We start from the raw sequence: 14,667 nt of genomic DNA, 5'->3' as shown, positions 1-14,667 counted from the left end.
AATTACGTCTACCACGAATTATCTTGTTCGTATCCGTAATGTATTAATTCATTGCCAACGGTTTGCTTAAAGATGGCTTTTAGTTCATCATCGAAATGATATTTCCATTGTCCTATTTGCCCCTTTCGGAAGGTGGGACTTGAACTCGAAAAAAGATTCTTGATAACGTATGATATCCATTCGTCATTTGTCGGTAGTTGGATAAGATCATATAAACTACGTAAAGTATAGTACTGTCTTTTTGAGTCACCTCCACCAACCTCGCCAATTAGGTCTTCAAATCTTATTATCAGGTCACTACTATGTAGCCATCCGGAATAATGCTGCATTCTCTGGCCCATAGATGGTAAACCACCTTTGGGATATCCTTCAATTGCTAATTGAATTCTTTCTTTTGTACTTGTTCTAGACTTGAATACATCGTGAAGATAATGTTGGGTATTTTTCGGTACGTAAAAGGCTTGTGATACAACAATATCCCGAGGATCTCTGATTACAAATAAACTTTGGATCTTCCTGGCTTCAATTACTCTCAACCTCTCTGGGGTGAAGTTGAGATGCGAAACAATTATCTCTCCCGACTTCATTTTTGATAAGTGCATATCTAAAATGTTTAGAGAGTCTATGTTTTGCTCATGTAGGGTTCTTAAAAGTTTTCTATACAATTGAGGATGTAAACATAAAGCTCTTTCTAGTAAATGGGTGCCTGATTTTGGAATACTTATACAAATGAGTTTTGGCCCCGATGTTGGAATTAATCTCTGATATATTTTTCTTGGCGAGAGCCCAAATCTTTCAACAAACCACATGTATTTTCCGAGATTCTGCATCATATGAGTTAAACTCTCTGAATTTCCATTTTGCTTGGCAAGTAGTAATGAATGGTAGAAGACGCAGCTAAATCTGCGAAAAGTATGGCAATAATGATTCCCCCTGGTCCTCCTGAACCGGCCAATATGTTTTCCAACATCAAGAACAAAAATATTACAATCAGAGAGGTCGATGAAACATAAAATTTAAATATCTTTCTTTTTCGCGCTAGATTGAGGGTACCTGAAAATACTGCTATAAAAAATAAAACAAATATTGCTAATCCAAATACGCCCCATTCATACAGTGCCCTTAAAAACTCATTGTGTGCAAGCCGATTAGCATCAACTGTGCTTTCATTATACCCCCGATAATTAAAAATTCCCTGAGTAATTAATTCACCAGTGCTTGAGGTTCCGCTTCCAAACAAAACTTCACTTAAGGGTTTTTGCTCAATTTGATCCAAGAGGGTTGCATATATATTGGTGCGAAACCTTGCAGTTCCAATGTCATTGAGGGTAAAGTTATCATCCAAGACTCCTAATAGTTGAAGTGATCGATTTGATTGGATGAATGTGGTGAACTCTGATTTATAGAATGTTGAAAGTAGTAAGAGCAGGGTAAATACTAGAAGTATCATACTACTAAGCAATCCCGTTACAAATGCAATTTGACCAAATTTTTGTTTTGAAGTTCCCCAAAAAACGGCAACCAACAATAGGATTATAAGCAAAGAAACTAGGTTTGTTCTGCTAGCATTTAAAACTATTGATAACAAAATTAAAGAAATCAAAATGATTTTTGACAAATTGCCATTTATATGTTTAGGTTTGACGGGAATCAATATTATCAATAAGAGGGCGAGATATAACGCAAAATTTTGTGAAGCGGTAAAGCTCGTAAACCGATCGTCTATGCCACCAAAATTATTTGGTGCATTAACTAGCAAATAGGTTTGAATAATTGCCAATATAAAAGCTGCAATAAACGATCGGGCAACGATTTTATATGTCTCCTTTCTATCCATCTTAAATGCGTAAACAAAGACAAGCCAAATCACAGTGTAGGCATAAAAGAATCCAATTTGTTTTATGGCTGGCAATTTTAGAGGACTCCAAATTGTTGCGACAGTTATATAAATCCCAAATATTATCCATAGCCAAAAAGCTAGATTGTAGCGCACAATTCTAAATCCAAGAAAACGCGTCCTTACTAGGAGAATTGTAGGTAAGACAATAACTTTTATAGCGTTTTCCACGCCTATTGATGTAGCAGATGTAAAGCTATTGTCAACAAGATTTATATGAACCAGAATTAGATATGCAAGAAGAGACCATTTGAAGGGACTCAATGGAAATATTACAACAAGGGCTAGAAATCCAAAAATAAATAGGATTGGGTCAACCATTTGGTCGATTGATAATGCTTTTTAGGATTCGATGCTTGACCAGGTTAATGAATTGACGGTCTTCGGAATCTAATCCAAAAGTTGTCAATAGGATAGGAAAAGCAAAGATACTTATGGTTATAGTCCAAAATAAATAGAGCGAAGGAGAATTTAACTTCAGCCCATTGATAATTGTAAGAAATATAGTTGTTATCAATGTGGCCGTTATACCTTTAAAATATCGTCGATCATAGGGCCAAAAATTCATCTTTCTTTTCACTTGAAAAAGGCCGAATGAAAAAAGCATAGTTATGGAAGTAGCTGTCGCGATTGCCGCCCCTAGTTGCCCAAGGCTTGGTATTAAAAGGTAATTAAGCAAAATATTAACTGCAAGTGTGCTTCCCGAAATGACCAACCACAAGTTTTGACGCCCAGTCATGATTAATAGGAAACTAACAGCACCTGTAGCTACATTGATCATTTGTGCAACTGTTAAAATGATCAAGGAGAAGGAGCCTTCAGAATATTCTTGACCAAAGACAAATGTAAGTAGCTCTTGTGGTGCAAAGCAAACAATTAAAAACGCTGGTATGCTCACATAGATGCCCCATTTCGTACTTACTTTAAACAACTCCTCCAATTGCGCTGATTGCCGCTTGTAAAATAAGTCTGCTATCATGGGTGAAAAAATAGCATTAAAAGAATTAACAATAATTGCAAAGAGGATCGATGTTTGAGATAAAGCTTGATAAATGCCCACCTCAGTTTCAGGACGATAATAACCAATAAATAATCTATCCATCCATGGCAGGGCAACGGTAAAAAAGCCTGTCAGAGCTGTTGGTAAAGAAAAAAGGATAAGTTCTTTTGAAGACTGGGAATCCTTATTCGACGTAATATTAAAACTTGTTGGAAAAAGCCTATGTAGATAAATTGAGATTATTGCAAGTGCAAAAGCAAATGAAAAAAAGCTTGCTGAGGCAGCTCCAATTACTCCCCATCCTAAGAAGTAAAATATGACAATTAGAACGAAATTGGAAATCGGTTGACTCAAATCTTCAGCATATACTGAATAACTCATCCGTTTGGTTATTTGTGTTGTAGAAGCACCCCATCTTAAGATGGTTGCAAGGGGAAGGGATACAGCAAACCACCTAAGAATCGGAATAAGCTCAATATTCTTAAAAATTTTTATCGCTAACCAAGGAGCACTGAAATAAAATGCGCTGCCAAAGATGCATCCTGATAAAAAAGTAAAAAAAAGTGATTTTTGTAAGACAGCATCGAACTTTTTTAGATGATCTGGCCAGTATTGAGTTGCAAAACGAATGACGCCATTGTTGAGTCCTAACGGAGCAAGCACACTCCCCAAACGAAGTAATGTCCAACCAATAGCATACATTCCAAACTGCGCAGGCCCTAGTAACCTGGCTAAAAAAATTTGACTCAAAATCTGAAGCCCCCGACCAATAAATCGCCCAGCAAATGATATGCTTGCCCCCACTGCCAGCTGGCTAATACTGTCTTCTTTCACTAATTTTTCCGCATTTATGTCCATTTTGAAGATCGCCCATTCCACCCAAAATTAATTACTGTTGTTGTAGACGAGTTAATTGAGTGGATGCAAAAACATCTTGCGGATCTAACATCAGCACAGTTTCATACATTTGAATCGCTAAATCGGGTTTTTGTGTGTCCTGGAGCAATATTGCTAAACCTCTGTATCCCCATTTGCTACCTGGATTTATATCAATTGCTTCCCAATAAAGTTGCTCAGCCAATTCAGCATCTTTATTTAATGACCAAACCAAGGATCCTAATTGTACTCGGCTAGCATAATGTGTTGGATCATTCTCCACAACAAACTTAAACTCTTCTATCGCTTCTGGCTCACGATTTAACCTCATGAGTATTTCCCCTTTTGCAAAGTGTGTTTGCATGAGAGTCCAATTGTCGCTAAATGAGTCTATGCTTATAGCCTTATCATAGAAATTCAGAATCTCAATCCATTCAGGCTCTCCTTGTTTTTGACTGTGTGTCCACCCTAATCGAAAATAATAATTACTTTTACCGATGTTTAACAATCTTGGTTGATGCAATCCAGTCCAAAATGAGGAAATTGAAATATCATAGAGTGATAATTTTTCGTAGGTAAGTCCCTTATAATACCAAGGATCAGCAATAGAGGGATATAGGTGTATTGCACGATCGTACCATAGGAGTGCTTCCTGGAATTGATTCGAAGTTCTTTTTTGACTACCAATAAATACCAACTCTTCATACATTTGTATAGAAGATGACTTCCAAGCATTCAATGCATCATTTTCATGACCTAGAGCAGCTAAAGTGAAACCAAGCCAACGCAATAGTGAACGATTTTGAGAATTTATGTTTTCTGCACTTCTAAAATGTTTTTCTGCTCTAATTAGATCGTTTATATTATTCATGCTGAATGTACTTTCCTGATAAATTATGATGCCATGATTTTCCCATGCAGCACTCAGAAAAATGTGTGACCTAAAAGCCAGAACAGTAAATAATACCAAAATGAAGAATTTCCATTTTAAGAAAGTAGGCCCGAGGAAATTTGCTTGAAACTCCAAGATTGTTTTGCACTCGTAATTTAGCATGTTATGTATACTTTTTTAATGTATCCAGCAGTGATTAAAAATTGGAGTTAGTCATTGGGTTTACTCCTAGGCTTGGTGTGGGTGTAGTAGTAGTTTTGGTAAGGAGGCCAGATTTGATTTATCTAGTGATAGAAAATGCTCAATCAATCCGACTGAGGTATTGATGCATTGTGCCACCACTGGATAAAAAAAATTACAAATGATGTACACACTATACTGCTGAGCACTCCTGCAAACAGAAGAATGGGTAATTGTGTACTAACTGGAACTTCTGGAATACTAGCTTGACTTACAAGTTTTGCACCACTAATTGTGTCGCCAGACGCAATTTTCTCTTCTTCTACCTTTCGAGCCAGAATAGTGTAAGTGTCTTGTGCCAACTGGAAATTAAGTGTAAGCTGGTTTTTCTCTAGTTCTAACTGTTGTAATTCTTGTTGCAACTCCATTATTTGTGGTTCTAAATCTGTAATTAGGATCTCAGTTTGAATCAATTTGTTTCCCAATGTGCCTATTAGCTGTTCTAACTCAAACACTTGATCGTCAAGGTTCTCAACTGTCAATGAATTGCCTTCATCAATTTGAAAAAGCAATGGAGCGGCAACAAATTCAACATTGAACGTCTGCAGTTGCAGGCTTAACGCTGTTAATTGATTTGAAAATGACAATTCTTGATTGTTTGTTTGCTTATCTAGCTGTTCCTGTAGTGCTTGAGTATCCTGGATTAACAGAATGATAGATTCTCTGGTTAACAAGTAGTCAGAATAACTTTGTCGTTGAAATGCTAATGTATCTGTGATAACAGAAATTCTATTATTACTTTGAAAGTTCACTAAGGCATCTTCAGAAAAACGTAAATCTACCTCTGCTTCATTTAATTGCTCTTCAAAAAACCTTACTTGAGCACCTCCCCCATCACCATACAAATCATTGATTTGACTTACAAATAATTCCGCCCACATGTTTGTTATCTGAGATGCAATCTCTGGATTTTCTGCTGAAACAATTAAACGAATTAAGCTAGTGTCACTACCTGATTCAGCTCGTATAATATTTCGAAGCTGAGTTACGGTTGCGATTTCACTTAACATAGGTCCTGCCTGAACTAATAATTCTTCTAAGATTTGGTCACTTGTTGCAAGTTCAGGGTAAGCTCTAGCATGTTGGTTTTCTTCTGCGGATTGAATTCGTGGGTCAAACTGAATAACTTCGCGTGGCTCTGTTACGAAAATCAATGCAGTCGCTTGATATATTGGTGGAATTAGGAAATCAATAAGTAGAATGACTGATACGGTAAATAATACGCTTCTCAGAAACCATTTCCAGTAATGACTTAAAGCGATTAAATATGACCGTATATTTATTGTCTCTTCCAAATTTCTTCTCCATTTCGAGATATAATAAGATCGGGATAATACAATATTGAATTTGTTATGGCAAACGCTCAAAACTTCTTTTTGATAAAGTGTAAATTTCACCATTCCCCAGACAAAATATTGCCGTTTTTAATGTTATAATGCGTTAAGAGGGTTTGTAAACTTGCCTCCGTACCATGATTATAGAGCAATGGTATCGATTAAAGCCGTGTATTAACTCAATTTGACGTGGTGTTATGGTGAATTACCTTTTAGTTAGGAGAATAGAAGCATGAAAATAAGAAGCAGTTTGTTTTGGTCTTTATTTCGAGGTCGGTTTATATATTTAGTATTAGGTCTTGCCTTATTGGTTGCTCCATTTCAAGTAAGAGCGTTGTCATCATCCGACAATCATGGCTTATTTATGACCGAGGAAGTAGTCTGTGCAAGTTTTGACGAAATTGCTGCTGGTGAGTCGGTGGAAGGGTTTGGAGTTGTTCACCCGTCACTCAGTATTTCTACTTCCTCTAATAATGCTGTAGCTATTGAAGAAGAGATTCTACCCGGTGCATATCGCTCACCAAACACGGACTATGGCTTGAGAAATAATGGAGTTGGTATTACAAAAGGTTTTTTTGATCTAGACAGGGTTCATGATTACACGTTTACTATTGAGCCTGGATTGGCTGTAAGCCATTTCTCTGTCAGGATGCTAGACTATGGAGATTTTGATCAACTCAATGTGACTGAGCATGCAGTTATACTGGAGGCTTCTAATGCTTTAGGCGTCAATGTGGCTTCGGACACTCTGTTCTTCACCAGCGATGGGCAAACCTTACCTCGTGACGGGTCAAGCGGTGATTTATCAATTACTGGTGATGCTACATCTGCTTCTGAAGGAGACCCTGGAAACTATGTGTTCTCAGTAAGTGGAAATCAAATAACTCAATTGCAATTTCATTACTACAATAACAGTGAAACTAATACAAACACACCAACAGATCCCTTTTTTGCATTAACAGACGTATGTTTTCAGCTTGAGGAGCTAGTAAATGTTCCTAATTCAACTTGTGCAGATTTTAATGGGATCGCCCCCGGAAGTTCTGTAGAAGGTCTTGGAACAATTCATCCAGACTTGAATATTGCATCATCTACAGGGAATGCTGTTGCCGTAGTTGAAGAGGTTCTCCCTGGTGCTTATCGCTCTCCAAATACTGACAATGGTATACGTAATAATGGAGCAGGCGCATTAGGTGGTTTTTTTGACAGTGATAGGGAACATCATTATCAATTCTCATTTGCTTCCGATGTAAGTGTTAGCTACTTCTCAATTAAGATGCTGGATTATGGTGATTTCAACGCGTTAAATGTTGTCGAACATGGAATTAGTCTAGTTGCTTATGATGCTAATGGAATAGTTGTAGATGTCGATTCGTTATTCTATACAAGTGATGAATTAACTCAGCCGCGCTCAGGTTCCTATGGTGATTTATTCTATACGGGAGATGCAACTTCAGCTCCTCCAGGATTTCCAGGTAATTATTCTTTTGAGGTTTCTGGAAGCGGGATAGAGTACATTGAGGTTCAATACTATAATGATAGCGAAGATACTCCAAATGATGTAACAGACCCGTATTTTGCTATTGCTGTATTGTGTTTTTCACCAGAAGAGGCACCAGATACGACAACCACAGTTTGTGCCAATTTTGGGCAGTTGCCTCCTGGTAGTTCTGTAGAAGGCCTTGGAACGATTCATCCAGAATTAAATATAACAACATCTATCGGGAACGCTGTTGCCGTAGTTGAAGAGGTTCTTCCAGGTGCTTATCGAGCACCTAATACCGACTTGGGCATAAGGAATAATGGTGCCGGAGCATTAGGTGGTTTTTACGATGCTGATCGTATTCATGATTACTCATTTAGCTTTGCGCCAGATACTAGCGTCAGTTTCTTCTCTTTAAAATTGCTTGACTTTGGTGATTGGAACGGAGCTGGAGCGACTGAACATGAAGTGAGTCTATTAGCTTATAATTCTAGTGGCGATTTAGTTGGCTCAGATTCCTTGTTTCTTACAAGTGATGGCGCGATTATGCCCCGATCGGGTTCTTTTGGAGACCTGTTTTTTACGGGCGACGCTGCTTCTGCTATGGATGGACAGCCGGGTCGTTACACTTTTGCTATAGAGGGTAGTGGGATCACGAGGCTTGAATTGGAATATGGTAGCAATGTTGCTAGCTGGATCGGTCCTACCGATATTTACTTTGGTCTTGCTTTGTTATGTTTTGAACCGGAGCAGGCAGAACCTGAACTAGACCCACCAACGGCCGTTCTTGAACTACTCCGCCCCAAGCAAGCACCTGAGATTGGCGGCAAGTATCTGGTAGAGTACGCTTGTAGTGAAACTGCCCCGAATTTGGTGTCTGCAACTATTAACGGGTACGATGTAGTGAGTGGGCAGGAAGTTTCATTAGTGGTGCGCGATACTGAATCTGCTCGAATTGTCAATGAGCTGCTGGTTTGGCTCTTTGCGCCAGAGTTTAGCTTTGAGGTGACGTGTGCCGATGACAGTGGCAATGAAATATCGACAATCGTGGTTCCCGAATTTGACACACCCTAATAGTTCGCTTGTTTAGCTTCTTTAGCGGAGCGGACGGCCGTATGGTCGTCCGCTTTTTTTATGCATTTGCCTGAAACCAGTGCCAGGTTTTAGATAGACCATCCTCAAGAGACGTGATGGGTTGCCAACCTAGTAGATTTTTTGCTTTGGAAACGGCCGAATAATTTTGCACAATATCTCCTGTTCGCCGTGCTGAATGTGTTACTTGCACATTTTGCCTTGTGATCGCAGAAATTTGGTTTGCAAGCATCAAGATGCTGGTTTCTGTGCCAGTGGCGATTTGGAATAGCTCGCCGCTGATATTGTTTTGCAGTGCAAGCAGGATAGCGCGGCATAAATCCGCCACGTAAATGAAATCCCGGGTTTGCTGCCCGTCGCCGTGGATCGTGAGCGGCCGTTTCTCTAGAATTGCTTGGCAAAATTGAGCGATGACCCCCTGAGTGTGCCTACTATATGGCCCATACAAGTTGGCAAAGCGCAGCACAATCGTGCCTAATCCCCAGGAACCATGATATGCGAGACAATATCCCTCACCAGCTAATTTACTAGCACCGTAGGGTGAAATCGGTAGCGGAGCTTGCTCTTCGTGGGCGGGTGGCAATTGACGGCCAAGCGGCGCGTTGGACGAAGCAAAAACAAAGCGAGGCACAGATGCTTTGCGGCATGCTTCTAGCAAATTGAGCGTGCCTAAAACGTTTTGCTGGCAATCATAAACCGGATCGGTTACCGAATCGGGAACGCTGGTTTGGGCAGCCAGATGGATGATGCCAGATACACCGCGCACGGCCGTTTCCACCAAACTTTGCACCAAAATATCCCCTTCTATCAGCTCAATGGGCAGGCCAGCTAGGTAGCTGCGCTGCCCTGTTACAAAATTGTCTAGCACCCGCACTGCATACCCTTTGGCTAGTAGAAGTCGCACCAAATTGGCTCCGATAAATCCTGCACCACCCGTTACTAACACCTTTTTCATGTAAGTTTCCTTTATGATGTGGCTAGTAGGTATAAAGCGTCTTGAACCGAACGGCCGTTCCCCGCTATACTCCCGCTACCTAGAGATATACTGTAAAGGATACCGTTGAATTCTATGGAAAGGAAAGAACAATTATTGCAAAAAATAGAAAATCGCCAGGCTCAAATTGGTATTGTAGGTTTGGGATATGTGGGTCTCCCGCTGGCTATCGCCTTTGCCCAAGCAGGATTTTCTGTCAAGGGGGTAGATGTCTCACAGCGTAAGGTGAATTTGTTGCGGGATGGCCAAAGCTACATTGATGATGTGCCTGCGGCTGAGATTGTGCCACTGGTGGCAAACGGCCGTTTCCAACCCACCACCGATTACCAACAACTTGCCGATACCGATGCCATCTCCATTTGTGTACCCACGCCATTACGAAAAACCAAAGACCCGGACATTTCCTACATCATCGATGCGGCCGAAAACATCTCTCGCGTCGGGGCAACCGGTAAGCTGGTTGTGCTCGAATCTACCACCTATCCCGGCACTACTGAAGAGGTCATCCTGCCCCGGCTTATCCACAATGGTGACCGGGTGGGGCGCGACTTTTTTCTCGCTTTTTCACCAGAGCGGATCGATCCGGGCCGTACCGATTACACTGTGTACAACACGCCGAAAGTGATAGGGGGGATGACCGATGCTTGCCAGGAAACGGCCGTTGCTCTCTACAGTACCATCGTTGCCCAACCCGTTCCCGTCTCCAGTACCGCCGCCGCCGAGATGGTCAAGCTGCTGGAAAACACGTTTCGTGCCGTCAACATTGGTTTGGTGAACGAAGTCGCTTTGATGTGTGACCGCCTGGGGCTGAACGTATGGGAAGTGGTTGAGGCAGCAGCCACCAAGCCGTATGGCTTTATGCCATTCTACCCTGGTCCCGGCCTGGGCGGCCATTGCATCCCCGTTGATCCCCACTATCTTAGCTGGAAGCTGCGTACCCTCAACTACACGGCTCGCTTCATTGAGTTGGCTGCCGAGGTAAATAGCGCGATGCCTGCCTACACGGTTGGTAAAATTGCTGCCGGGCTAAACGAAATGCGGAAGGCAGTGAACGGAAGCCAAATCCTGCTGCTTGGCGTGGCCTACAAACCCAACGTCGCCGACGTGCGCGAAAGCCCAGCGTTAGACATCATCCACCTGCTGCAAGCCCAGGGGGCTGAGATTTGCTACCATGACCCGCACGTTCCTAGCCTGACGCTAGATGATTTCACAGCCGAATCGGTGTCGCTCACGGCCGTTTCCCTGCAACAGGCAGACTGTGTGGTGATCGTGACCAACCACGCCGCCTTCGACTACCAGCTTATTACCCAACATGCACCGCTCATTGTAGATACGCGCAATGCGCTGAAAAATGACCGGGTAAACGGCCGTTTGCTCACCCTGTAGCAATAAATTTTTGGTGCTAATTCGCGCAATTTGTTGCTAAAATTACCCGTTTTCTAAACGCCAATCTCTGTTTCTCCGCAAGCCACGCGGATAATGGTTTTTAATACGGCCGTTCACACACTTCCCCCAGCCCATCACAAAGCCATTTACTGCAACTAAAAGCCAGCCGTTCGGCCCCCCGCTTGGTATATCCAGCCCTTGCCAATAGGCAGCAATCTCGTCCGAGTCGGTGGCAAAATTTACAGATTGTGCCGCTGCCTCAGGTGTGAGTACCAGTGCCAGGGCATGATCGGGGCGGAAATGCCCTTTGCGAATTTCACCTAGCAGCAAACCGTACCGGATTAGGTGCAGGTTGCCCGTTTCCAGAGCCATTTCGGGCAGTAGGTAGAGACGGCTGTTTACCAACAACAAACGCGCCTCATCCACCTCAAACCGCAAATTTTCTTGCGCAAACGCTTGCCAGACTGCCAATTCATTCTTGCTCGGCGGTATAAACTTCAGAGGTTTTACAAGCCTCTGAGGTTTTTCATCACCAACATGCTGCATCACGGCAATAAAATGACCTTCGCCGGAAAATTGATGTGGCCATAGACGTACGCATTTTTGCAGAGAATTATCTGCCAGCGACGCCTCTACCCAAGACGGCCGTCCCACGCCAAAGCCAGCAAAGCGCGGCGGATCGATCAGTTCAAATTGGGGAAAGTCGCGTAGGAATTGTGCCACGACCACTTCATTTTCCTCTGGCGAGAAGGTGCAGGTGGCATACACCAGCCGTCCCCCTGGTTTTACAAGGTGGGCGGCAGTGTGCAGCACGGCCGTTTGCCGCCTCGAACACGCTAGCACAACCTCCTCATTCCACTCAAATGCCTCACGCTTGCCCGCAAAAGCCAGTTTGCGCAACATCCCCTCCCCAGAGCAAGGGGCATCTACCAGCACCCGGTCAAAAATGGAGCCAAACTGCGCCGCCAGATGGTCTGGCTCTGCACTGGTGATGAGCGCGTTGGTTGCGCTCCAGCGCGTCATGTTTTCTGCCAGCAGGCGAGCGCGGCTCGTGTGAACATCGTTGGCCACCAGCAGCCCACGCCCCCGCATTTGTGCCGCCAGATGGGTCGCCTTGCCACCTGGCGCAGCCGCTAAATCCAGCACCAGCTCCCCCGGCTGGGCAGCAACCAAGCCGCCTACAACCATCGCCGACGGCTCTTGCAAGTAGTACAGCCCCGCCGCATGGTAGGGATGGCTACCCGGTTGGCTGCCGTCTGGCACTAGAAAACCATCAGGTTCGTGCGCGCCCACCGCTTTCAGCGCAAACGGTGAAAGGGTGCTAAAATCGGAGCTGCTCAGTTTTAGCGTGTTTACCCGCAGTCCAGTCGTTGAAGATTGGCGGTAGCTTTGCTCAAATTGATGATATTCTTCTTCCAGCAGGTCGGACATCTTGGCCAGAAAATCTGCTGGCGGCATTACAAGATCATTTGACATAACTTGAATGTATTTTACGAACAGATTCCGTAGCGTGAGCGAATAAAATCTTGCATGAAACAGCCCATATTTCTACTCGGTGCACATAAATCTGGCACCAGTTTGTTACGCAGTTTATTTGATGGCCACCCAGATTTATTTGTTATTCCTAAGGAAACCCATTTGTTTGAAAGGTCAGGTTATTGGGTAGATTACTATTTGCGCCGCAGACAGCCAAAAGAGATGTCTAAAGATGAAATTGTGGCTGCCTTCACATCAATGATTGCTGAATACAACACGTTAGCGGATGCTCAGTCAGATAATGTTACGGTGCAGCACTGGGATGTATCCACTTTTCGGGAGCAGTTGGCTACGGCAAATGCCTCTGAGCCAGCAGCATTATTTACGGCCGTTTTCCAGGCTATCCACTTCTCATTGTACGGTTTTCCGCTAGATGTACACAAGAGGGTTGTGGAAAAATCTGTTGAGCAAGCTGAATTTGCTCTGGAACTCGATCAGCTATTTCCCGATGCCAAGTTTATCCACATCGTTCGTAATCCTTACGCTAATTTTGTTTCCTTACGCCGCTATAAAAGTGAAAACGGCTATCCTTTTTTGAAGGCAATTATTTTTGCCTTGTACAACTCCTATTATCACCTGCTACGCAACGGCCGTTTGCTACAAAACTACACCACAATCCGGTATGAAGATTTAGTTACCCAGCCGGAAAATATTATGAAACAGTTGGCCCAATTTGTTGGCATTCGCTTTCAGGAAACGTTGCTTCAGCCAACATCAGCCGGGCAAACCTGGCCTGGAAATAGCGTTTACGTTTCGCAATTGTCTGGCATTTCTACAGCAAGTTTAGACAAATGGAAAGAAGAAATCTATGATTTTGAAATTCGCTTGCTCAACAAGGCACTGCCCGCCTATGTGTGGGAGAAATTTGGCTATCCACGCCTTTCTACCCATCATTCCTGGCTAAAGCCAATGCCCGGCGAAGGTTTAAAAACGTACTTGGGCAACCGTTTCTTGCCCTACTACGTCTAAACCAGCCGCTTGTGCGAACGAAGGATGCTGCAAATGTCAGAGGTGAATCCCAAATGTAGGGGCGCATGATGAACAGGATGCCAACATTTTTAATCATCGGGGCGCACAAGTCTGGCACGACCTCGCTTTATCATTACCTAAACGAGCATCCGCAAATTTTTATGAGCCCGGTTAAAGAGATTCACTTTTTCTCTTTTATAGGTCATCCGCTTAACTTTACAGACCCTGGCTTTGATCCCCAAAAATTGCGGACCGTTACCAATATCGAGGCTTACCAATCTCTATTTCAACAAGCTGGCGAGGCGGTTGCTTTGGGGGAGGCTTCACCTTCGTACTTGTATATGCCAGAAACGGCCGTAAACATTCACCGCCATCTTCCACATGTCAAGCTAATCGCCATTTTGCGCCATCCAGCAGACCGGGCCTATTCAAACTTCTTGCATTGCCGAGCCAGAACCCCGGAGGAGCCATTGGCAAATTTCGCCGCCGCTTTGCAGGCAGAACCCCACCGCATTGCCGAAAATTGGTCTCCATTGTGGCATTACCAGCAGAAAGGATATTATTTTCAGCAGCTTCAACCTTATTTTGAGTTGTTCCCCCATGAGCAGATTGGCATCTTTTTATATGATGATTTGATGGCAAACCCACAAAAGATGATGCGCCAGGTTTACCACTTTTTGCAGGTTGATCCGACGTTTTTGCCCGATTTGTCTAAAAAGCATAATGTCTCAGGGATTCCCAAGAACAAGCTGTGGCGTTATTTGAGAATGAATTTGCAGTGGAGCAAATACCTGCTTCCCAACAAAATTCAGCAAAAAATCAAGAAAAACGTATTATCCAGGCCACCCTTTCCGCCGGCGATCCGCCAGCAGCTCATTGCGCTGTACCGAGACGACATTTTGCAATTACAAGCGTTGATTCAACGCGATTTAACCCACTGGCTGACCTAATAAACTCTGGGAACGCTG

At 43.2% G+C, this 14,667-nt stretch carries 11 protein-coding genes; 4 read left to right on the top strand and 7 right to left on the bottom strand.

Annotated elements, in window-relative coordinates; genetic code table 11:
• Positions 1-8: 8 nt before the first annotated feature.
• From ACOQPU_RS12025 to ACOQPU_RS12005, 5 genes are all read right to left on the bottom strand, one after another.
• On the bottom strand, positions 9-833 hold the full coding sequence (locus ACOQPU_RS12025; protein WP_420645353.1) for a sulfotransferase domain-containing protein: 825 nt from the start codon (positions 831-833) through the stop codon (positions 9-11).
• A gap of 5 nt (positions 834-838) precedes the next feature.
• The gene (locus ACOQPU_RS12020) at positions 839-2,218 is read right to left on the bottom strand and encodes an O-antigen ligase family protein (RefSeq protein ID WP_420645352.1); all 1,380 of its coding nucleotides are present in this window, start codon (positions 2,216-2,218) and stop codon (positions 839-841) included.
• The gene (locus ACOQPU_RS12015; protein ID WP_420645351.1) at positions 2,211-3,731 is read right to left on the bottom strand and encodes a flippase; all 1,521 of its coding nucleotides are present in this window, start codon (positions 3,729-3,731) and stop codon (positions 2,211-2,213) included. The genes ACOQPU_RS12020 and ACOQPU_RS12015 overlap by 8 nt, the downstream gene beginning before the upstream one ends.
• Before the next feature lie 55 nt (positions 3,732-3,786).
• Positions 3,787-4,644: a tetratricopeptide repeat protein gene (locus ACOQPU_RS12010; protein ID WP_420645350.1), complete on the bottom strand. Its 858-nt coding sequence runs from the start codon at positions 4,642-4,644 to the stop codon at positions 3,787-3,789.
• Between the two features lie 326 nt (positions 4,645-4,970).
• The gene (locus ACOQPU_RS12005; RefSeq protein WP_420645349.1) at positions 4,971-6,200 is read right to left on the bottom strand and encodes a GumC family protein; all 1,230 of its coding nucleotides are present in this window, start codon (positions 6,198-6,200) and stop codon (positions 4,971-4,973) included.
• Between the two features lie 271 nt (positions 6,201-6,471).
• Between ACOQPU_RS12005 and ACOQPU_RS12000 the strand changes: the two genes are divergently transcribed.
• On the top strand, positions 6,472-8,796 hold the full coding sequence (locus ACOQPU_RS12000; protein ID WP_420645348.1) for a hypothetical protein: 2,325 nt from the start codon (positions 6,472-6,474) through the stop codon (positions 8,794-8,796).
• A gap of 58 nt (positions 8,797-8,854) precedes the next feature.
• Here the strand turns inward: ACOQPU_RS12000 and ACOQPU_RS11995 are convergent, their stop codons facing one another.
• Positions 8,855-9,769: an NAD-dependent epimerase/dehydratase family protein gene (locus ACOQPU_RS11995; RefSeq protein WP_420645347.1), complete on the bottom strand. Its 915-nt coding sequence runs from the start codon at positions 9,767-9,769 to the stop codon at positions 8,855-8,857.
• Between the two features lie 114 nt (positions 9,770-9,883).
• On the opposite strand from ACOQPU_RS11995, the gene ACOQPU_RS11990 reads away from it, so the two are divergent.
• The gene (locus ACOQPU_RS11990; protein WP_420645346.1) at positions 9,884-11,194 is read left to right on the top strand and encodes a nucleotide sugar dehydrogenase; all 1,311 of its coding nucleotides are present in this window, start codon (positions 9,884-9,886) and stop codon (positions 11,192-11,194) included.
• 42 nt (positions 11,195-11,236) lie between these two features.
• Here ACOQPU_RS11990 and ACOQPU_RS11985 read toward each other — a convergent pair whose 3' ends face one another.
• A complete protein-coding gene (locus ACOQPU_RS11985; RefSeq protein WP_420645345.1) occupies positions 11,237-12,670 on the bottom strand; it encodes an RsmF rRNA methyltransferase first C-terminal domain-containing protein in 1,434 nt (477 codons plus the stop codon).
• Between the two features lie 54 nt (positions 12,671-12,724).
• On the opposite strand from ACOQPU_RS11985, the gene ACOQPU_RS11980 reads away from it, so the two are divergent.
• A complete protein-coding gene (locus ACOQPU_RS11980) occupies positions 12,725-13,699 on the top strand; it encodes a sulfotransferase family protein (RefSeq protein WP_420645344.1) in 975 nt (324 codons plus the stop codon).
• A 77-nt stretch (positions 13,700-13,776) separates the two neighbouring features.
• Positions 13,777-14,649 carry a sulfotransferase family protein gene (locus tag ACOQPU_RS11975; protein WP_420645343.1) on the top strand — a complete coding sequence of 291 codons (873 nt, stop codon included), beginning with the start codon at positions 13,777-13,779 and terminating at the stop codon, positions 14,647-14,649.
• The last annotated feature ends 18 nt before the right edge of the window (positions 14,650-14,667 follow it).

Origin of the sequence: Candidatus Leptofilum sp. (assembly GCF_965223285.1) — a bacterium.
GTDB lineage: Bacteria > Chloroflexota > Anaerolineae > Promineifilales > Promineifilaceae > Leptofilum.
Note: the sequence above shows the minus strand (reverse complement) of the source record. Positions and strands in the feature narration are given on the sequence as shown.

Excerpts from the sequence above, each read along its gene's own strand:
- ACOQPU_RS12025 (WP_420645353.1), bottom strand. The coding sequence starts at position 833 with ATGATGCAGAATCTCGGAAAATACATGTGGTTTGTTGAAAGATTTGGG.
- ACOQPU_RS12020 (WP_420645352.1), bottom strand. The coding sequence starts at position 2,218 with ATGGTTGACCCAATCCTATTTATTTTTGGATTTCTAGCCCTTGTTGTA.
- ACOQPU_RS12010 (WP_420645350.1), bottom strand. The coding sequence starts at position 4,644 with ATGAATAATATAAACGATCTAATTAGAGCAGAAAAACATTTTAGAAGT.
- ACOQPU_RS12000 (WP_420645348.1), top strand. The coding sequence starts at position 6,472 with ATGAAAATAAGAAGCAGTTTGTTTTGGTCTTTATTTCGAGGTCGGTTT.
- ACOQPU_RS11995 (WP_420645347.1), bottom strand. The coding sequence starts at position 9,769 with ATGAAAAAGGTGTTAGTAACGGGTGGTGCAGGATTTATCGGAGCCAAT.
- ACOQPU_RS11990 (WP_420645346.1), top strand. The coding sequence starts at position 9,884 with ATGGAAAGGAAAGAACAATTATTGCAAAAAATAGAAAATCGCCAGGCT.
- ACOQPU_RS11985 (WP_420645345.1), bottom strand. The coding sequence starts at position 12,670 with ATGTCAAATGATCTTGTAATGCCGCCAGCAGATTTTCTGGCCAAGATG.
- ACOQPU_RS11980 (WP_420645344.1), top strand. The coding sequence starts at position 12,725 with ATGAAACAGCCCATATTTCTACTCGGTGCACATAAATCTGGCACCAGT.
- ACOQPU_RS11975 (WP_420645343.1), top strand. The coding sequence starts at position 13,777 with ATGCCAACATTTTTAATCATCGGGGCGCACAAGTCTGGCACGACCTCG.